Origin of the sequence: Pseudomonas sp. B21-059, assembly GCF_026016285.1 — a bacterium.
Classification (GTDB): domain Bacteria; phylum Pseudomonadota; class Gammaproteobacteria; order Pseudomonadales; family Pseudomonadaceae; genus Aquipseudomonas; species Aquipseudomonas danubii.
This window is the reverse complement of record NZ_CP087201.1, coordinates 5,972,035-5,990,158: the sequence shown is the minus strand read 5'-3', so window position 1 is coordinate 5,990,158 and position 18,124 is coordinate 5,972,035. Positions and strand designations below refer to the sequence as shown.

Genomic DNA, 18,124 nt, shown 5'->3' with positions numbered 1-18,124 from the left:
ATGACGCGGTGTTGGGCCTGGTTGTGCCTGTGTCTACTCCCTGGGCTGGTGACAGCCCAGGACGAGCCTCTGCGTCTGGCCTGGAAAACCGCCCCGGACAGCGAGCTGGTGAGCCTGAGCAAGACTCAGGTGCTGGCTCGTGAGCCGTTGCCGCAGGACCTGCAAGCGCCCCTGGGCAGCATCTGGAAACTCTTCGTCTACGCCTGGCTGGTGGATACCGGCGCGCAAGAACCGGCCTATGCCTGCCAGGGCAAGTCCAAGGACGAGGTCTATTGCTGCACGGCAGGCAGCAGCATTGCCCGGGATCAGGCCCTGGTTCGCTCCTGTGGTCTGTACTTCGAGCCTCAGCGCTTGCAGCTGTCCAGTGCTGACTGGCGCGCCTACTGGCAAGCGCGCAATGCTCCGGGCTGGCTGCAGGACCTGGACCAGTTGCAACCCCAGACCCGGGTTCCGGTGGCGCAGCTGTTGCAGGTGCTGGCGCTGCTGCCGGCACGGGATACGGCGCGGCGTGTGCTGCTGGATGTGGTGCTCAATGCCGGTGACGGTGCCGTAGCGGGCGAGGTGGGCGGGCGCCTGCGGGTCAAGACCTGGAGCTGGCTGGCGGATCAGGACCCGCAGTCGCGCCAGGGCGGCTTTGCCGGTTGGCTGGTGGATGGTACGCCGCTGTGGGTGGGCGGGCGCGGTACTAGCCAGCGGGTGCTGAAGGACTACGCCCAGGCCCTGAACCAAGTGCTGCCGGACAATCCGCCTGTGGATAAAGGCCGCTGTGTGGAAGTCAGCCTGTTTTCCCGCTACCCGCTCAAAAGCGTCAGCCAGAAGGGTCAGCCAGCCAGGCCGGGCGCTCTGCAAGGGGATTATCGGGTGGAATTTGCCAACGGCAACCGGCTGGATATCCACAGCGCCGGCGAGTTGTTCCTGCAGCAAGACCCTGCGGCCCAGCGACTGGTGGCGCGCCTGGACCGTGAAGAATATGTGGCCCGTGTGCTGCAACGCGAAGCCAGCAGTGAACCGGCGGAGGCCGCCAAGGCCCTGGCCGTGGCGATCCGCACCTACCTGCTGCAGAACGCCGGACGCAGCGGCGAATGCCTGAGCATCGACGACAGCAGCAATCGCCAGCGGGTCGCGCCGCGCCCGGCGACCGCCCAGGCCAGGGCCATTGCCGCCTGGACCAGCGATCTGGTGCTGGCCGGCACGCAAGTCACCTACCACTCGGACCTGAGTGCGCCGGACAAACTGTCCTGGCAGCAGGCCGTTGAACAGGCGCGCGCTGGCCAGCGTTACGACGCCATCCTGCTGCATGCCTACCCTCGGGCCAGCCTCAGCCGCTGGGACAACCCGGTGGCGTCTTGCGAACCCTTGCCCGCAGCTCAGGAGTGGCTGTTGAACCAGCGTCGGCGCTGGCGCCAGCCGCTGGAGCAAGAGATCGGCTACAACGAAATCAGCCAGTTCGCCGTGTGCCGCCTGAGCTTCGGTCGGCCCTACGTCGACCGCGAACGACAACGCATCTACGTGCGTGGCGTGCTCTCGCTGCAAGACCGCCTCGACCTGACTCACGAATACCTGCACCTGGCCTTTGAAGCTCATCCCAACGGCCAGGATGAAACCTACATCGAAGGGCTCGCCCGTCATCTTTTATTGGAATAGGCCATGAAACTTCCTGCTCCCCCGGTCCTCCTGTTCCTTTGCGGAATGTTCAGCCTGCCCATGGCCCTGGCCGACAGCGGCATCCAGCTCGACACCCCCAAAGGCGGCTGGCGTACCCGCGCTGTCGATGGCGAGCAATACATTCAGGAGGTCAACTACCCGGCCTCTTCGGTGAACACGCCCCAGGGCCAGGCCAATACCGCGCGTATCAGCGGGCAGATCAAAGGCGCGCCCAAAGCGAGCAAGGAGCCGGGTCAACTGATCGTCAATGGCGTCAGCATGCCACTCAAGTTCAATGAACAAGGTGGTTTCGACCGGCCGTATTCCTTCCCCAATGGCAGCAACAGCGTTGAAGTGCGCAGCCCGGACGGCCAGCAGCGCAAGCGCGTGCAGTTCCTCAATACCGGCGGTGGCGTGACTCCACCCAAGTTGCGGGTGCTGCTGTCCTGGGACAGCGACAACACCGACCTCGACCTGCACCTGGTGACCCCAGACGGCGCGCACATCTGGTATGGCGAGCGCGTGGCCCCCAACGGCGCGGCCCTGGATGTGGACGTGACCACCGGCTACGGCCCGGAGATCTTCTCCATGCCGGCGCCGCTCAAGGGCCAGTACCTGGTGTATGTGAACTACTACGGTGGCGGCTATCGCAGTGACGATGAAGACGGCGGCCAGGAAAACGCCGTGCAGCCCCTGACCACGGCCCAGGTCACGGTGATTACCGAGGAAGGCACGCCGGATGAGAAGAGCGAATCCTTCATCGTGCCGATGCGCGCCCCCGGAGAGCTGACCCTGGTACGCAGTTTCAGCTATCCATGATCGGGCTCAATCTATCCGCCTGCCCGAGCATTGGTTCATTGCCCTGAGACAATACGATTGCCCGGTGTTTGCCTTGCAATGAATCACCATTCATTGGCAGGGAAATGCGCAACATGGGTAGGTTTCAATCGTGGTTGAAGTGTTGTGTGGTGGCTGGCAGCTGCGCCTGCGGCGTGGTGTTGGCCGCAGGGGCCGACGGGCTGCAGAGGGTCAAGGTTGACCTGGTGGCGCCGCCCCAGGTGCACGCCCATGAACAAGTGGTCAACGGGCCGCCGAAGGTCGTGCAGTTTCGCATGACTGTGGAAGAGAAAAAGATGCAGGTGGATGACCAGGGCACCACCTTGCAGGCCATGACCTTCAACGGCTCCATGCCCGGCCCAACGCTGGTGGTGCATGAGGGCGACTACGTCGAGCTGACCCTCAGCAACCCGGCCGGCAACAGCATGCCCCACAACATCGATTTTCATGCGGCCACCGGCGCCTTGGGCGGCGCGGCCCTGAATCAGGTACTGCCGGGACAGGAGGTGGTGCTGCGCTTCAAGGCCGATCGCAGCGGCACCTTTGTCTACCATTGTGCGCCGCCGGGCATGGTGCCCTGGCACGTGGTGTCGGGCATGAGCGGGACCTTGATGGTGTTGCCTCGCGAGGGCTTGAAAGACCCCACCGGCAAACCCTTGCGCTATGACCGGGCCTACACCATCGGTGAGTTTGACCTGTATATCCCCAAGGATAAGGACGGGCACTACAAGGACTACCCGGACCTGGCCTCCAGCTACCAGGACACCCGTGAAGTGATGCGCACGCTGACGCCGAGCCATGTGGTGTTCAACGGTCGGGTTGGTGCTCTGACCGGGGCCAACGCCCTGACTGCCAAGGTCGGCGAAAGCGTGCTGTTCATCCATTCCCAGGCCAACCGCGACAGCCGTCCGCACCTGATCGGCGGTCATGGCGATTGGGTCTGGACCACCGGCAAGTTCGCCAACGCTCCGCAACGTAACCTGGAGACCTGGTTCATTCCTGGCGGTTCGGCGCTGGCGGCGCTCTACACCTTCAAGCAGCCGGGCACCTACGTGTACCTCAACCACAACCTGATCGAGGCCATGGAGCTGGGGGCCCTGGCTCAGGTCAAGGTCGAGGGGCAGTGGGATGACGACCTGATGACTCTGGTAAAAGCCCCCGGGCCCATCACTTCGGGCAAGTGATAGCAGCCGGGGCTCAAGCCCCGGCACCTGGCATCAGAGGTTCAGGGCGAACTTCAGGTAGCCCGGATACACCTGGCGCCAGTCGTTCTGGAAGGTGTGGCCTTCGGCATGTTCATGGCTCTGGACCTGGTTGCCGGGCTCCAGGGCCTGTTGCGTGGTGGCGGTGAGCTTCTGGTTGCTCTCGTGCTCCTGGGCGCCATGGACAATGACGATGCGCTTGTCCCGGGCCCGGATTTCGCCGAACGGAATCCGGTAGCCGCCGGGGGACAGCAGCAACGCGCCGCTGTACTGCTGCGGGTATTCGGCGATCAGGTGCGAGGCGTGCTCGGCGCCTTGGGAGAAACCCATCAGGGCAATGCGCGAGCGGTCGATGCGAGTCTGTTTTTCCAGCTTCTTCAGGGCGGCGTTGACCGCCTCCTGGGTGGTGTCCACCGAATGCTGCTGCCACATGAACTGGTGCTCGTCGCGCTTGAGGGTGCCGTTGATGCCCACCAGCACGGCCTGCTCGCCCACAAGGTCGGTGCGCATATCGACGCCGTCGCTGCCCTCGGTGCCGAATCCCGATAGCCAGACCACCACCGGCCAGCCTGCGGCCGGGGCCTTGCCCTGGGGAATGCTGAAGGCTGCAAGGCCGGCATCCTTGGCCTTGGCCGGGTAGTTCTGTTCCGCGGCTCGCAGCAGCTTCTGGTAGGCCGGGGTCTGCTGCAGGGATTGCAGTTCGTCGTCTTCCTTGAGAATCACCAACTGCCAGAAGCCTCGCTCGCGGGCCTGATCGAGGAATTCGGCGGCGCGCTTGTTCTTGTCCATGGCGGCCAGGCTGCCAGCCGCCTGGTAAGAGGCGTAGGCATTCTTCGGGTCGAGGCGGGCGGCGGTCAGGTAGTAGGCGAGAGCGCCAGCGTAATTGTCATGCTGGCTTTTTTCGTTGTCCCCGGCCTCAATGAAATCCGCCGGCGTGGCCTCGTCCAGGTACAGGTTGGCCATACCGGCCAGGCCTTGCCAACGCCCCTTGGCGACGTCCTGTTGCGCATCGGCGTGGGCCCAGGAACCGCTGAGGCTCAGAGCCCCGAACAACGAGAGGAATGACAGGGGCAGGCGTACTGCGGCCGGCAACGACATGACTGAGCGTCCTTTTTCAGTGAAGGAAGTCCCGGGCCGTTGCCCGAAACGGCGCGCAGCTTAGCATGGTGGATCGCCCTGGCGGACGACCCGTGCACTGGCTGGATTCAACGCCCAAACGCCAGAATCAGTCGCTCTGATCGGCGGTGGAAAGTACCTCGTCGATCTTCCAGCAGCCCTTGTCCTTGATCATCCGCACATCGACGATCTGGGTGGTATCCGGGGGGCTGCCCAGCGTCACCTGCTCCTTGGCGCTGGAGCCCTGGATCTGCGGTTCGCTGACCTTGATCTGAGTCAGCCACTCGTCCATGTAGTCCTGGGCCTTGAGGAAGTAGTCCTCTTCCAGGCCGTCGGGGCTGGCCATCTGTTTCTTGATCTTGGCGATCAGTGAGTCAGAGACGTATTTCTTCATCTCGGGGACGTTGTCGGTCAGAGGGTCCTTGTCTTCGCTGAAGGTTTGCAGGTACCAGCTGTAGAACGCCTGAGTGGCGGGTTTTGGCGAGCTGGCGCAGTCGGCCAGGGCGACCGACTGATGCATGGCGACCGCTGCCAGCAGCGAGCAGAACAGCATTCTCATGGAGAACCCCTTACGGATGGCGATAGATTTTGTAGGCAGGCTTTTGCACCCGATAGGAGTGACCCGGGTAAAAACCGTGCAGTTGCTTGAAGTCTGACACCCAGATGGTGCCGTTGAACATCGCCATGTGGCCGTGGGGGTGCCCGGGAATGGGCTGGATAATGACCACATCGCCTGCTGCGGGCGTCTGGCCGGCCGGTTGCTCGATAAAACCGGCAGAGGTCAATGATGAGCCGAAATCCTTGGCCGAGTGCTTCCTGTGCAAAATCACCCCACCGCCACCGGCTTCGATCGCTTTGCGGGTATAGGCCGCGCAGCGCCCGGTACTGCCGGCGTGAGCGTGCGCGTTCAAGTGACTGATAGCGGCTTGTTTATTCCACATTCCTTGTTATCCGAGAGTCCTGAAGAGCGGCGATTCTATGCTTGCGCAGTGGGGGCGGAAATACTGGCTAAGTGCCTTTTCTTCGGGCTTTGGGGGGCGTATCACAGTTATTGTTCAGGCCGCTAAAACCGCGTTGAGTCCACTTCGGCAAAGGTTGCCCTGACCATTCAACCCGGCTGTAGCTCAAGGACGTTGCGCGCCGCCGTTTGCACCCGGTTGCGCCCCCGGTCCTTGGCGCCGTATAGCGCTTCATCGGCCAGGGAAAGCAGGCGCGGCAGATCGTAGCCTTGGGTTTCACTGGTTACTACGCCAATGCTGACACTGAGCAGCCCTGGCTCCAAAAGAGGCAACCGGGCAAATGCCTGGCGAATTCGTTCGGCGACCCGCACGGCGGACTGCTCGTCGGTCGACTCCAGCAGGCAAGCGAACTCTTCACCGCCGATGCGGGCAAACACGTCTTTGCCGCGCAGGGTTTCTGAGAGTACCCGGCTGAAGGCGATCAGCGCCTGGTCTCCGGTCTGATGGCCAAAGGCGTCGTTCAAGCGCTTGAAATGGTCCAGGTCGCACAGCAGCAAGGCCAACGGCGCACCTCTGCGCTGGCATTCGATCAGCATTTGTTCGCCATGGACCATGAACGCCCGGCGGTTGCCGATGCCCGTCAGGGCGTCGCAGAAGGCTGCGGCCTTGAGGCGCAGTTCGACCCGTTCCTTGACCATGCACAGGGTCACGTAGGCGATGCCGATCACATACAGCATCGATTCGAACAACATGAGCGAGAACAGCGGCACTCCGGCGCCGTAGCCTTTGAACACCTGATCCATGGCCAGGCCCTGGTCAATCACCGCGCGCACGCTGTAGAACACGGTGTGCAGCAGAGTCAGGGCCAGGGCAGGCATATAGGCAACTTCCAACTGCCGACGGCTGCGCCAGAACTCCAGGATGATCAGCAGGCCATAGCCGGCCACCAGCAGCGAATACACCGAGACCCGAACCGTCATCGACTGGTAGAACGCTGGAACCATGCACAGGGCCAGCCAGATGCCGGCCCCGGCGAGCATGCCCGGTGCATGGGGCGGACGTCCGGCGAATACCCGCATGGCCGTCCAGTTTAAGGCTGCGCTGAGTAAAAGGGTCACGTTGCCTAGGACCTTGGGCACGAGATCGGCCTCAAGGTCGCGCAAGCTGACAAGCAACATTCCGGCAGCCGCCAGCAACATCGTGCCGCCTAGGTAGGCCAATGCACGCTCACGGGTTTCCCGCAGCCAGGCATGGAAGGTTAGCAGTCCCATTAAGAAGAAAATGAAGACTGACACCACGAGCAGTGTGGGGATGTGAAGTTCCGTACTCAGGGATATGGCCAAGCATCCTATCAGGGCTGAGTTGCGAGTATTGGTGCAATTGCAAATGGTGCTGGAAACTTACAGTTGGAGCTCTTATTGGTCGTTTTTTTGTTTCGTTCTGAACGTAAGTTGTAGGGGATGAGTTGATATTATGTAAATGGTGTCGGGGTTGTCAGTGGGTTTTAAAGTTTGGTGGTTCAGGTGGTTTTTTTTGGTGAATGGTGTTGGTTGGAAAGTGATTGTTCAAAAAAAAATGGTGTTTTGGTGTGTCACTTTAAATCTTATTGGATTTTGTGTGAGTGTGTTTTTGGAAGTTGAACAGGAAAGTGTTTAAAAGGTGAGCTGGCCAAACAAGAGCTGGTCTGTGTTTGGCACATAAGTGCTCTGTTGTTTTTTGAGCTTACCCGTGCTCGGCAATAAAACTATTCGCAGTTTTACATACGAAAAGAATATCTTCCTTAGTATGAAAGAAAGAGATGGGCAAGCTTAATGTGGTTTTGTGTATTTGCTCGGATATGGGGAAGCTACCGCTAATAATTCCCTTCATAGCAACCTGGTCAATAGGGGGGATCGGGTAGTGAATTTCGGTCCCTACGCCATGCTCTAAGAGATAGTTTTTCAGCTTGTCGCGATGGGGGTGTCTTATATTGAAGATATGGAATACATCTCCAAAGTCTTCATTGCGAAGAGGCTTGATGAATGCCTTGTCAAGATGGGTGAAGTATATTTCAGCTAGAGCCTGTTTGTGTTTGTTTATTTTCTCTAGCGACTTGAGTTTTATGTTCAGGAACGCAGCTTGTAATTCATCAAGTCTGGAGTTGTAGCCCACTAATTCATTATGGTATTTTTTTACAGATCCATAGTTTCTTAGTTTTTTTATGACGCTATCTAGAGCCTCATTGGCACTTATAACAGCTCCAGCATCACCCAGCGCTCCCAGGTTTTTAGTAGGGTAGAAGCTGAAACAACCGAAGTCTCCAAAGGTGCCTGTTATCTTGCCCTTATAGGTCGAGCCGTGAGACTGAGCGCAATCTTCAATAAGGCGTAGTTCATGCTTTTTGCAGATATCTAGAATTGGATCCATATCGCAGGATTTGCCATATAAGTGTACAACCAAAATGGCTCGAGTTCGTTGTGTAATATGGGCTTCGATTTTGCCAGGGTCTATATTGTAAGAGTAAAGGCAGGGTTCAACCAATATAGGCTTCAATCCAAGGCGCACAATCGCGATAATGGTTGCAATATAGGTATTTGCTGGAACGATGACTTCATCTCCGGCTTGGAGGTCTAGTGCTTGCAGTGCAAGAACTAATGCATCAAGGCCGTTGGCGACACCAGTACAGTAATCCGCACTCAAATATTCAGCAAAAGCTGACTCGAATTGAGCGACATTCTTTCCTAGTACGTACCATCCACTTTCGAGCACTTGTTTGAAGGCGCTTTCATACTCCATGAAGAAAGGAGCGTTCAGACGACCTAGATTTTCATATTCGATCATGGATATTTCTCATCAATATAGTCAGATGAATCATAAAGCTCAGAAGCTAGGACCAGTAAAGTCGCTGATGTGGTGAAATCTTGCATTGTATGCCAGTCTTTTGCATCCAAAAGCAAACATTGATCAGGACTATCTAAAGTGTAGGTCCTTTTATCAGTTCCATCATCTACAAAAATTTTACAACTACCACCCAGGCAGATCAGCGCTTGTTTAGTAGTTTTATGACGGTGTCCGCCACGCTGACCTACAACATTGTAAATGTAATAAATTCGCTTTACTGAGAATGGTATCTGTTTTTCTATTACTGATAGAGATCCTCGTGCATCAGTAAATGTTGGGATAACTATCAGTTTGGCCATTATCTATAAAACCAGTTGATTAAATGAATATTATAACACCCGGTTATTTTTTGTCGCAACTTTCGTGCAAGGCTCCTCCAGTCATTGGGAGCGGGCCTGGTGATGGATAGGCTACCAGTGGCTGACGTCTTGGTTTGAATTGACTGCTCAATTTGCATGAGATGCTTTACGTATGGCTGGTATACCATTTTTTTGGTTTTTTCGGAGAGTCTATACCCCCCAAGATCAACCTTCTGATCTGGTAGGATTTTAAATCCATGAAAGTGGAAAAAGACCAAGTCGAATGCTTGCTGCGTAGTCAACTCAGTGCCTGTTACCCGTTGATCAGTAAGAGTAAAGGCATATTGTTGTACATTCCAAGGGGCCACACCACCACCTAAATGGTAGAGTACATGAACCTCCTCGAAGCGTTCCGTCCAGTCGTCCAGATACTTCTGATCGCCGAAGCGCCCATCTTCGAACCTATCGAAACACCACTCTAGGCATGCTTCTGCCCACCAGCGAAGGGCTTTCATCCCTGCTTTTGTGGATTTGAAGGTCATGAATTGAACGCAGTATTTTCCACTGGTAGTCTCTTGATTGTATATCTCTGTGTAGCGGTGTTCCGTGATCAGGACGGAGTTGCTCTGCATCTCATCAATGAGAACGACTGGATTTGAAAAGAAATATAGATCTGCATCCAGATAGGTGCAGTTTTCTAAATTATAATGCTCTAGTGCATGCAGGATAGTAAAGGGAGTGCATGTCCAACAGTATTCACCTGGGCTACGCTCTTTCTTAACTGAGAGCAGCGCCTCGGTTTCAAACTCCTCTAGGGATATTATCGTTACGTTAGGAAGATTTTCGTTTGAAAGGTATTCGTAGGATAGTTTGTCAAATGCGAATATGAATAAATGAAAGGTCTGGCAGTTGACGCTCAAGGATTCATACATGGCAAGTCCTCGAGACATGTATCGAGAGTCAAATAATGTGCAAAAGTTATACATGTTGCTATCCCTGAGGCTTTGGTTTTTCTTGGGTGTTTACGTTTGGGTGCAAGTTGATGGCTGAAAGTTAAGCGAGTTTTTCAGCAAAGATCCCCATGTACTCACCGCCTTTGATGTCGCCGTCAATATGTGTAGGGAAACATTCTAGGATTTTATAATTGTGGCTTTTCAAATGGCTGATTATCTTGTCAAGGTCGAGTATGCGACAGGGGTAGCTCGCTGAGTATATAGATGGATGTACCCGTTGTACTTTGATTATGTCTCGACCATTTTTTCCCATGGGGGTTCGATCAATCAAAACGAAGGGGGGGGCAACCGAGAGTAACCGTTCAAGCCACTCGTACGGCTCAGGTAGATAGTGCAGGACACTTGAGAGTAAAATTACATTTGGTTGATGCGCGCTGATACTTTCTTCAATGGTTTTATGGAAGCAAAGACTCTGGTCTTCAAGGTGTTCTGAACCGAAGCTTGTAAAATGTTCCTGCTCAACAATTGACCAGTGTGTCTTCAGTCCAGAGATAAACAGTCGATTGTTGAAATAGCTACTGCCCAGGCTTCCCCCGAAGTCCAGTACATTCAGTTCGCCGGAGGAGCGAGCGGCAACGTGCATTAGACAGGCCAGCGACTCCCAGGAGTATTGGGGGGACTCGAAAAGTACAGAGTCACGTTCACAAAAATACTCTCCACTCTTCACTTTAAGTGCGGCCTGTTTGACGCTCTCAAAGATGGGGCCTGCGGCGTAGCCGTCCTTGCATTCGTCTTCAGCTTCTTGCCAGGATGGGTAGTCTCCCATAAAGCCGAAACGTGAGCTTTTAATCGCTCTGTATGCGCTGAGAATTATTGGCGGTAGAAACTGCTTTATAATTTTCTTCATCGTATTCTCCGCATAATTGCACGAATGGCTCGGCGAAAAAAACTCGGTCTGGTTGAGTAGAAGTATTCCGTTATTCGAGCCCGGGCGACTGTATTTTCTTTTGTACTATTTAATGACAATGGGGGGTAGTGTTTCAAAATGTCGGCATCAAAATGATTAGTTGTTTCAGAATGAGTGCCTGAGCCATCATTGCCAATATTATGGACGAATGATTGTGATGGATAAAGTGTAACCATTCCTCTTAGGAATGCAGATGCATACCAGCGTATAGCCCAGGAGTTATTTTTACCCTCCACTTGATCTTGAAGCATTTTTGTATATTTGTAGCCTCCTGAGAAGTCAAAGTCTGCTTTGTCAGGGGCGTTATTAATTTGCTCTAGTAACAAGTTTCCATCAGCTTCAAAGTGTTGCCAGGCACGGTCCCAGGTTGCCCAGCCCCAGCAGTCTGCTCCCTTTATGAAAAAATAATTAGGCAGGTTTTTATTGTTTATTGGATAAATGTAGCCATGAATACTCGCGACCTCAGAGTGCTCTTGGTACATCTCAAGAGCGTCATTCATGTAGTTTAGAAAGTATGGGCTTGTAACTAAATCATCTTCTAGGACAATGATCCGTTTACTGGTTTTCAAGATTTCGCTGACACCGCTTATAATAGATTTGGCGAGTCCGAAATTCTGTGCTCTGTGGATGATGGTAACCGACTGAAAGCCCGTTATTGACGTGAGATAGTCTCGAACCTTTGAGACGCCTTCTTCATTTTTTTTCGATTTTGCCGAGTCCGAATAGATAAAGATATCAGTTTTAGGCGCCAGTTTATTTAGCTGTAACGAGTTTATGGTTGACCGTAGATGTTCAAGTCGGTCATATGCAAATATTACAACTGGCGCGTACAAAATAATCTCTCCAAATTTCAGGTTGCCACAAGGTGTGCTTGTAACACCCAAGCAAGCTTCTATGGGCATCCATCATCTGACTGTAAGTTTTTTGGTGGCTTGGGTCTTAAAGCCCCAAGCAATTTCCTGATTTGTAAAATATGGAAGTTTCCGAAATATAAGTCACGATGGGGGCTAGCCCCCTGAATTCAAGTTTCCGATATCCATTGCTAATTAAGAAATCAATACCTTCTTGGTACTCTTCTCTGTCTGAGTTGTCGAGTAATATAACGCCATCCTCAGCAATTTTGCGGATGCTTTGCTTAAGACAATTAACTCGATCTCGTCCGTCTACTACAATGATGTTCCAGTTTTCACCGCATTCCAATGCGCGGCAGTATTCACCATCGTACGACAATTCGACATATTGAAGGGTGGCATTTTTAGGCATTTCAGATTTAACTTTTTCATACCAGTTGAAGTCGTGCTCAACCGAGCTCACCACTGCAGCGCGTTTTGCCCACCACAAGGTACTGTTACCACTGCCGTACTCAAAAACCTTCATATTTTGGTTGATGCGTCGCGATAAAAAATCTATAGCAGGATACGTGATCCAAGGTATTGGATTGGAGTCTGCATCGATAGAAGCGTACGAGGTTGCACTTAGCTCCCAGCCATAATTTTTAATGGCGTTTCTTTTTAGTCTGAATATATAGAGAAGCCCAGTCTTTTTTAATATGAGCTCGAAAGCTGGGCGTAGGTATTTCTTTATATTCACGTGTGTGCCTCTTTTAAGAATAGAATGCCTTTGATTTGCAGGATAAAGGACTCTTTTGCAAAAAACCAATTTATCCCTACTGCAGATACAAATTGCGCAATTATGGCTACGATTGCCGCTCCTTTAAGGCCGTAGATTGGGATTAGGAGTGAGTTTAAGATAATGCAGGAGGCGGCACCTAGCAGAGTTCCATATAATCTAACCATTCCTTTTTTTTCATTGACCAGCCACAAGCTATGCGCAACGCCGAGCCAGGTAAAGCAATTTGAGAATATATATATTCTAAGAATGCCGGCGGATTCGCTAAAGTCTGCTCCGAATAAAAGTGAGACAATAAATTCGGAAAGCGCTGCGGTGCACAAGGCTATAAATAATGCGGCATAGAAGTTGGCTCTGAATATTTTGATTAAAAGTGATCTATATCTTTCTTTGTTTTCACCATGCAGTCTACTGATGGTTGGCATCAAAACGACCGATATAATGACAGGGACAAAATTTGGAGCCATGGCGATAGGGAGAATTGCAGAATATATGCCCAAGGCTTTTGCTCCTAACATCTCTTTAATCATGAGTTGGTCAATTCTCATGTAGATGATGACTGCCAAGCCGCTTAAGATAAATGGCCAGCACTCTTTTAAAAGCGCTATTGCTGTACTTCTTACTGTGTGCCATCTTTCATTGCAGGGGAAACGTCTGTAAGCAAAAAATAGCCCGGCTGCTGAAATTATTATGTCTAGAGATATAGCCATTGCAAAGGCAATTAGGGGGGCATTTGAAAGTATCATTAGTACTTTCAGGGTACTCGAGATTATGTAAGCTACTAGTTTTGCGATAACGGTGCGTCGATTCTGGCCTTGGCTCTGAAACCATAGATCAATTGTATCTGCAGCCTGGAAAATTAGTGTGCCGCCAGCAAGTGCTGCTATTAATACAGTGGAGCTTTTCCAGTCATGTATAATTGCCATGCTACATACGGCAACTAACCAACAAATAACCCCTGCCAGAAGACGTAGACTAAAACTGGTGCCTAGTATGTAGCTGGCGGCATCTTTGTTTCGTGATATCTCGCGAATGATGATTCCGTCCAGTCCCAAGGTTGCAACCGCTTGGAAAAACGCAATATAAGCAACAATGTATGCAAGCTCTCCGTACTCAGTTGGCCCTAGGTATCGCGCTACCCAGGCGCCAACAAGTAGCCCAAGAAACATTCGGACGAACTTGTCAAGTAGTAACCATCCGCTGTTGTGGATGATCGAAAAGATATTCACTCGTCCGCTTAGTCGCTCACGTAGGGGGGGCGGTAGAAAACGTAACCAAACGGGGTTTTTAAAGTTGCTCATATTTACAATGTATGAAGATGTTGTGCATTGCACCATCTCTAAAGTTTTTGGGGGGTGCGTTCAATTAATGGCTTCTGGATTATTTAATTTTGGAGTTGGCTTTTTATATAAAGTTATTGATTATCGGCCAATTGAGTAATAGGCAATGTTTTTGTTTTTCATTCTTTCTGTTTCAAACAAGTTTCTACCATCAAAAATAACCGGCTGACTAAGTTTCGCTGAAATCAGCCCGAAATCGGGAGCTTTAAACGCCTGCCACTCGGTAATGATCACCAAGGCATCCGCTCCCTCCAGTGCCGCCTCTTTGCTTAGGCATAGGCGAAGGTCGGCCCTGTCTTGATAAATCCGCTGCGCCTCACTCATTGCTTCTGGGTCGAACGCTTGAACAATAGCTCCGGCTGCCCATAGCGCTTCCATCAATACTCTGCTTGGAGCTTCGCGCATGTCGTCGGTATTGGGCTTGAAGCTCAGACCCCAAAGCGCAAAGACCTTACCTTTTAGCTCACCCTTAAAGTGGTTGAGTATTTTTTGGTATAAGACGCGCTTTTGTTCGTTATTACGATGCTCGACAGCTTTGAGAACCCTTGCGTCGAAATCTATGGATTCAGCGGTTCGAACCAGGGCTTGGACATCTTTGGGGAAGCAGGAGCCGCCATAACCTGCACCTGGATATATAAATTGATAGCCGATGCGCGGGTCGGAACCGATGCCTTGGCGAACCATTTCAATATCAGCGCCCAGTCTTTCCGCCAAGTTGGCCATTTCGTTCATGAAGCTGATTTTTGTTGCAAGCATGCAGTTGGCTGCGTATTTCGTCAGCTCCGCGCTGCGAACGTCCATGATAATGATTTTTTCATGGTTGCGGTTGAAGGGCGCATAGAGTTCGCGCATAGCATCTTCAGCGCGTTTGCTCGCCGTTCCAATCACAATACGATCAGGACGCATGCAGTCTGCTACCGCAGAACCTTCTTTCAGAAACTCTGGGTTTGAAACAACATCGAAACCAAGATCAGCTCTGTTGCGTTTGGAGAGGGCTGTGGCAACACACGCCCCCACTTTGTCAGCTGTACCTACAGGTACGGTCGACTTGTTGATGATGATTTTCGAGTTTTGCATGTTTGTCGCGATGGTTTCAGCTACCGTCAGGACGTATTTGAGGTCGGCTGAGCCATCCTCGTCGGGAGGTGTACCTACCGCGATGAACTGGATATCACCATGCATCACACCTTCGGCTGCATCAGTCGTGAATTGTAGGCGACCAGCCGCGTAGTTATTTGTTACTAGGGTCTCTAGACCCGGTTCATAGATCGGAATCTTTCCTTTTTTCAGGTTTTCGATTCTATTTCGATCAACATCAACGCACACCACATGATGTCCCACTTCAGCCAACACAGCTCCTTGGACAAGCCCAACATAGCCCGTGCCGAAAACGGTGACATTCATAAATAATCCTTTCTTAGAAAAACTGCAGATATGACCTGTAGCAGGGGGGCTAGGCGGTGCTCGGTGTTTTTTGCCCCGTACCTTGTTGGTTCCAGACCTTTTTGTGCATAGGCTATCAGGGAGATTTTAGAATTGGGTAGGATTATTTCGGTGTAATTAAAAAGCCGGCTTGTGGCCGGCTTCTCGGGGACTGGCTTGGTTCATTTTTGGTAAACCGCACCAGCCTTCAAAACGTACACCCAGCTCTTGCGGCTGGCTGTGGGACTGGGCAGGAAAGTCATCCGCTTCGTCGGGCGATCTGACCGCAGGGAGGGTCGATGCGCAAATGTGGGGCGCAGCATACGCATATTCGCCGGCAATTCCCAGTGCGAAGCGCTATCCAGAGGCCCTCGGGACGAAAATAGTGCGTGGGAATTTGTTGCCGGGTGCGTGTTTGGTGCGGCCTTGTTGGCTGGCAAGACGGCTGCGATGGGGGAACAGGTACGAAAAAGCCCCGATCACTCGGGGCTTTCTCTTGAAGCTTGTCGCTCGAAGCTTAACGCTGCTTCTCAGCCTTTATAGGCGGCAACCGACTTCAGGATCTCGGCGCGGGCTGCATCGGCATTGCCCCAACCGTCGATCTTCACCCACTTGCCTTTTTCGAGGTCTTTGTAGTTCTCGAAGAAGTGCTTGATCTGTTCCAGCAGCAGGGCTGGCAGGTCGGTGTATTCCTTCACGTCGACATACAGCTGGGACAGCTTGTCGTGAGGAACCGCGATCACTTTGGCATCGCCGCCGCCGTCGTCGGTCATGTTCAGGATGCCCACTGGGCGAGCACGGATCACCGAGCCTGGCGCTACTGGGTACGGGGTCACGACCAGCACGTCGAGGGGGTCGCCGTCGTCAGCCAGGGTGTTGGGGATAAAGCCGTAGTTGGCCGGGTAGAACATGGGGGTGGCCATGAAACGGTCAACGAACAGGCAGTCGCTGTCTTTGTCGATTTCGTACTTGATCGGCGCGTGGTTGGCCGGGATTTCGATAGCGACGTAGATGTCGTTCGGCAGGTCTTTGCCCGCCGGAATCTTGCTGTAGCTCATTGGGCGTTGCCCCCGTTAGTTGACCAAATGACTTGGCCGGATTGACCAAAAAGTGGCGGCGATTATAGACACACTCCGCAACCGATGCTACGTGCCAAGGGTCGTAGAACCTTGGTTGTACTGTCTCGCAGACATGTTCGGGTGGGCCGTGCGACCGGCGGTTTTGCCATCGGTCGGCAGGCGTGGCAGTGGTCTTTCAACTGGCCTTCAGATGAACAACGTATCAGCGCGACAGGACATTAGTGGTGCGTTTGATAGACCGGATCTTTAGCTTGAAGTTGCTGCAGTCGGGCCAATGGATTCTGCCGATAAAACAGCTGCAACTGTTCATAGACTTTCGGATAGGCCGCCACGAGCAAGTCCGGGGCACTGAAGAAGTACTCGCTGGTGACGGCGAAGAACTCTGCCGGGTTTTCCGCCGCGTAGGGATCGATGGCGGTTTCCGCCTCCGGATCATGGTCGAGCTGGCGGTTGAGATCGTCGTAGGCACTTTGCATCACCTGCGCCCAGTCGCTGACCCGCATGTCGCTGTGCAGCGGCGGCAGGCCATTGGCGTCGCCGTTGAGCATGTCCAGCTTGTGGGCCAGTTCGTGGATCACCAGGTTGTAGGCTTCCCAACCGCCACTGGCCAGCACCCCAGGCCAGGCGAGGATGATCGGGCCCTGCTGCCAGGCTTCACCGCTGTGCTCGCCGTCCCATTCATGCTCGATACCGCTGGCATCGCGGTGGCGCTGGGGGCTGAGGAAGTCGTCGGGATAAAGAATGATTTCATGGAAGCCCTGGTACCAGTTCAGGTCGCCCAGGTGCAGCAATGGCAGTTGCGCCTGGGCTGCCAGCAGCAGGCGTTGCTCCTGATGCAGCTCCACGCCGGGCAGGGCGGTGAGGTGCTTGTCATCGAGAAACAGCACGCTGGCTTCCCTGAGCCACTGGTCCTCGGCAACGCTGAGGCCGTCGAGGAAGGGCAGGTGCTGGCGCACCCGCTGCCAGGTTTCATCGCTGACCGGGTGCTTGGCCAGCCGGCGCTTGCGGCGCCAGGCACTGAGGGACCACATGGTGTTTAGCGGGTTTCGGCTTTTTCAGCGCTGCGGCCGAAGCGGCTGCGCAGCACGCCAATGATCATCGGCACCAGGGACAGCAGGATGATGACCACCACCAGCAACGACAGGTTTTTCTTGATGAACGGTACGTTGCCGAAGAAGTAGCCCAGGGTCACCAGGCCGCCGACCCAGAGGATGGTGCCGATCACGCTGAAAGCGAAGAATCGTGGGTAGGGCATGCGGGCCACGCCAGCGACGAACGGTGCGAAGGTGCGGATGATCGGCAGGAAGCGCGCCAGGGTTACGGTCTTGCCACCGTGTTTTTCATAAAAATCATGGGTTTTCTGCAGGTAGTCGCGACGGAAGATCTTCGAATTGGGGTTGCTGAACAGCCGTTCGCCCGCGGTTCGCCCGATCACGTAGTTGGTGCTGTCACCGAGGATCGCCGCCAGCATCAGCAGGCCCCCCAGCAGCACCGGGTCCATGCCGCCGCCTGCGGCTACTGCGCCGGCGATGAACAGCAAGGAGTCCCCGGGCAGGAACGGCGTCACCACCAGACCGGTTTCACAGAAAATCACCAGAAACAGGATGGCGTAGATCCAGGGCCCGTAGTTGGTCACCAACATGTCGAGGTAAACGTCGAGATGAAGGAGTAGGTCGATCGGGTTGAAATCCATGGGGGCACCTGTGGTGACAGCCTGGCTCGGCAGGCCTGTGCGATGACTCGGAGAAAGGGACTACAAGGATGTGTAGATTTTCTTACGCGCCGAAAAGGGCGGCC

18 protein-coding genes are annotated in these 18,124 nt (G+C 53.7%); 3 read left to right on the top strand and 15 right to left on the bottom strand.

Annotation, left to right across the window (positions count from 1 at the left end):
- The 3 genes from LOY69_RS26630 (at nt 1) to nirK (ending at nt 3,665) form a co-directional block, all read left to right on the top strand.
- On the top strand, nt 1-1,644 hold the full coding sequence (locus LOY69_RS26630; RefSeq protein ID WP_265073820.1) for a DUF2300 domain-containing protein: 1,644 nt from the start codon (nt 1-3) through the stop codon (nt 1,642-1,644).
- 3 nt (nt 1,645-1,647) lie between these two features.
- Nucleotides 1,648-2,463: a YfaP family protein gene (locus LOY69_RS26625; protein ID WP_102882359.1), complete on the top strand. Its 816-nt coding sequence runs from the start codon at nt 1,648-1,650 to the stop codon at nt 2,461-2,463.
- Nucleotides 2,464-2,576: 113 nt separating this feature from the next.
- Entirely contained in the window at nt 2,577-3,665 is a 1,089-nt protein-coding gene (nirK, locus tag LOY69_RS26620) for a copper-containing nitrite reductase (RefSeq protein WP_265073819.1), read from the top strand.
- A 33-nt stretch (nt 3,666-3,698) separates the two neighbouring features.
- Here the strand turns inward: nirK and LOY69_RS26615 are convergent, their stop codons facing one another.
- The 15 genes from LOY69_RS26615 to LOY69_RS26545 all read right to left on the bottom strand — a co-directional run bounded on the left by LOY69_RS26615 (nt 3,699) and on the right by LOY69_RS26545 (nt 18,020).
- A complete protein-coding gene (locus LOY69_RS26615; protein WP_265073818.1) occupies nt 3,699-4,781 on the bottom strand; it encodes a dienelactone hydrolase family protein in 1,083 nt (360 codons plus the stop codon).
- 127 nt (nt 4,782-4,908) lie between these two features.
- The gene (locus LOY69_RS26610) at nt 4,909-5,358 is read right to left on the bottom strand and encodes a YbjP/YqhG family protein (protein WP_265073817.1); all 450 of its coding nucleotides are present in this window, start codon (nt 5,356-5,358) and stop codon (nt 4,909-4,911) included.
- Nucleotides 5,359-5,368: 10 nt separating this feature from the next.
- Complete coding sequence (locus LOY69_RS26605) at nt 5,369-5,740, bottom strand: cytoplasmic protein (protein WP_102882356.1); 372 nt, start codon at nt 5,738-5,740, stop codon at nt 5,369-5,371.
- A gap of 167 nt (nt 5,741-5,907) precedes the next feature.
- The gene (locus tag LOY69_RS26600) at nt 5,908-7,029 is read right to left on the bottom strand and encodes a sensor domain-containing diguanylate cyclase (RefSeq protein WP_265073816.1); all 1,122 of its coding nucleotides are present in this window, start codon (nt 7,027-7,029) and stop codon (nt 5,908-5,910) included.
- Nucleotides 7,030-7,480: 451 nt separating this feature from the next.
- Nucleotides 7,481-8,578 carry a DegT/DnrJ/EryC1/StrS family aminotransferase gene (locus tag LOY69_RS26595; RefSeq protein WP_102882354.1) on the bottom strand — a complete coding sequence of 366 codons (1,098 nt, stop codon included), beginning with the start codon at nt 8,576-8,578 and terminating at the stop codon, nt 7,481-7,483.
- A complete protein-coding gene (locus LOY69_RS26590; RefSeq protein ID WP_102865317.1) occupies nt 8,575-8,937 on the bottom strand; it encodes a sugar 3,4-ketoisomerase in 363 nt (120 codons plus the stop codon). The genes LOY69_RS26595 and LOY69_RS26590 overlap by 4 nt, the downstream gene beginning before the upstream one ends.
- Entirely contained in the window at nt 8,937-9,869 is a 933-nt protein-coding gene (locus tag LOY69_RS26585; RefSeq protein ID WP_102882353.1) for a glycosyl transferase, read from the bottom strand. The genes LOY69_RS26590 and LOY69_RS26585 overlap by 1 nt, the downstream gene beginning before the upstream one ends.
- Before the next feature lie 121 nt (nt 9,870-9,990).
- Nucleotides 9,991-10,797: a methyltransferase, TIGR04325 family gene (locus tag LOY69_RS26580; RefSeq protein WP_102882352.1), complete on the bottom strand. Its 807-nt coding sequence runs from the start codon at nt 10,795-10,797 to the stop codon at nt 9,991-9,993.
- On the bottom strand, nt 10,794-11,759 hold the full coding sequence (locus LOY69_RS26575; RefSeq protein ID WP_102882351.1) for a glycosyltransferase: 966 nt from the start codon (nt 11,757-11,759) through the stop codon (nt 10,794-10,796). The genes LOY69_RS26580 and LOY69_RS26575 overlap by 4 nt, the downstream gene beginning before the upstream one ends.
- Nucleotides 11,760-11,796: 37 nt before the next feature.
- The gene (locus tag LOY69_RS26570; protein ID WP_102882350.1) at nt 11,797-12,447 is read right to left on the bottom strand and encodes an FkbM family methyltransferase; all 651 of its coding nucleotides are present in this window, start codon (nt 12,445-12,447) and stop codon (nt 11,797-11,799) included.
- On the bottom strand, nt 12,444-13,787 hold the full coding sequence (locus LOY69_RS26565; RefSeq protein WP_265073815.1) for a flippase: 1,344 nt from the start codon (nt 13,785-13,787) through the stop codon (nt 12,444-12,446). Before LOY69_RS26565 ends, LOY69_RS26570 begins: the two co-directional genes overlap by 4 nt.
- Before the next feature lie 120 nt (nt 13,788-13,907).
- Entirely contained in the window at nt 13,908-15,230 is a 1,323-nt protein-coding gene (locus tag LOY69_RS26560) for a UDP-glucose dehydrogenase family protein (protein WP_102882348.1), read from the bottom strand.
- A gap of 548 nt (nt 15,231-15,778) precedes the next feature.
- On the bottom strand, nt 15,779-16,306 hold the full coding sequence (ppa, locus tag LOY69_RS26555; protein WP_011063696.1) for an inorganic diphosphatase: 528 nt from the start codon (nt 16,304-16,306) through the stop codon (nt 15,779-15,781).
- A 239-nt stretch (nt 16,307-16,545) separates the two neighbouring features.
- A complete protein-coding gene (locus LOY69_RS26550) occupies nt 16,546-17,358 on the bottom strand; it encodes a zinc-dependent peptidase (protein WP_265073814.1) in 813 nt (270 codons plus the stop codon).
- A gap of 5 nt (nt 17,359-17,363) precedes the next feature.
- Nucleotides 17,364-18,020 carry a DedA family protein gene (locus LOY69_RS26545; RefSeq protein WP_102882346.1) on the bottom strand — a complete coding sequence of 219 codons (657 nt, stop codon included), beginning with the start codon at nt 18,018-18,020 and terminating at the stop codon, nt 17,364-17,366.
- Nucleotides 18,021-18,124 lie beyond the last annotated feature (104 nt).

Coding starts and splice junctions, on each gene's coding strand:
- LOY69_RS26550 (WP_265073814.1), bottom strand. CDS start 17,358: ATGTGGTCCCTCAGTGCCTGGCGCCGCAAGCGCCGGCTGGCCAAGCAC.
- LOY69_RS26615 (WP_265073818.1), bottom strand. CDS start 4,781: ATGTCGTTGCCGGCCGCAGTACGCCTGCCCCTGTCATTCCTCTCGTTG.
- LOY69_RS26595 (WP_102882354.1), bottom strand. CDS start 8,578: ATGATCGAATATGAAAATCTAGGTCGTCTGAACGCTCCTTTCTTCATG.
- LOY69_RS26625 (WP_102882359.1), top strand. CDS start 1,648: ATGAAACTTCCTGCTCCCCCGGTCCTCCTGTTCCTTTGCGGAATGTTC.
- LOY69_RS26590 (WP_102865317.1), bottom strand. CDS start 8,937: ATGGCCAAACTGATAGTTATCCCAACATTTACTGATGCACGAGGATCT.
- LOY69_RS26585 (WP_102882353.1), bottom strand. CDS start 9,869: ATGTATGAATCCTTGAGCGTCAACTGCCAGACCTTTCATTTATTCATA.
- ppa (WP_011063696.1), bottom strand. CDS start 16,306: ATGAGCTACAGCAAGATTCCGGCGGGCAAAGACCTGCCGAACGACATC.
- LOY69_RS26580 (WP_102882352.1), bottom strand. CDS start 10,797: ATGAAGAAAATTATAAAGCAGTTTCTACCGCCAATAATTCTCAGCGCA.
- LOY69_RS26575 (WP_102882351.1), bottom strand. CDS start 11,759: ATGCCCATAGAAGCTTGCTTGGGTGTTACAAGCACACCTTGTGGCAAC.
- LOY69_RS26545 (WP_102882346.1), bottom strand. CDS start 18,020: ATGGATTTCAACCCGATCGACCTACTCCTTCATCTCGACGTTTACCTC.
- LOY69_RS26600 (WP_265073816.1), bottom strand. CDS start 7,029: ATGGGACTGCTAACCTTCCATGCCTGGCTGCGGGAAACCCGTGAGCGT.
- LOY69_RS26565 (WP_265073815.1), bottom strand. CDS start 13,787: ATGAGCAACTTTAAAAACCCCGTTTGGTTACGTTTTCTACCGCCCCCC.
- LOY69_RS26610 (WP_265073817.1), bottom strand. CDS start 5,358: ATGAGAATGCTGTTCTGCTCGCTGCTGGCAGCGGTCGCCATGCATCAG.
- LOY69_RS26630 (WP_265073820.1), top strand. CDS start 1: ATGACGCGGTGTTGGGCCTGGTTGTGCCTGTGTCTACTCCCTGGGCTG.
- LOY69_RS26605 (WP_102882356.1), bottom strand. CDS start 5,740: ATGTGGAATAAACAAGCCGCTATCAGTCACTTGAACGCGCACGCTCAC.
- nirK (WP_265073819.1), top strand. CDS start 2,577: ATGGGTAGGTTTCAATCGTGGTTGAAGTGTTGTGTGGTGGCTGGCAGC.
- LOY69_RS26560 (WP_102882348.1), bottom strand. CDS start 15,230: ATGAATGTCACCGTTTTCGGCACGGGCTATGTTGGGCTTGTCCAAGGA.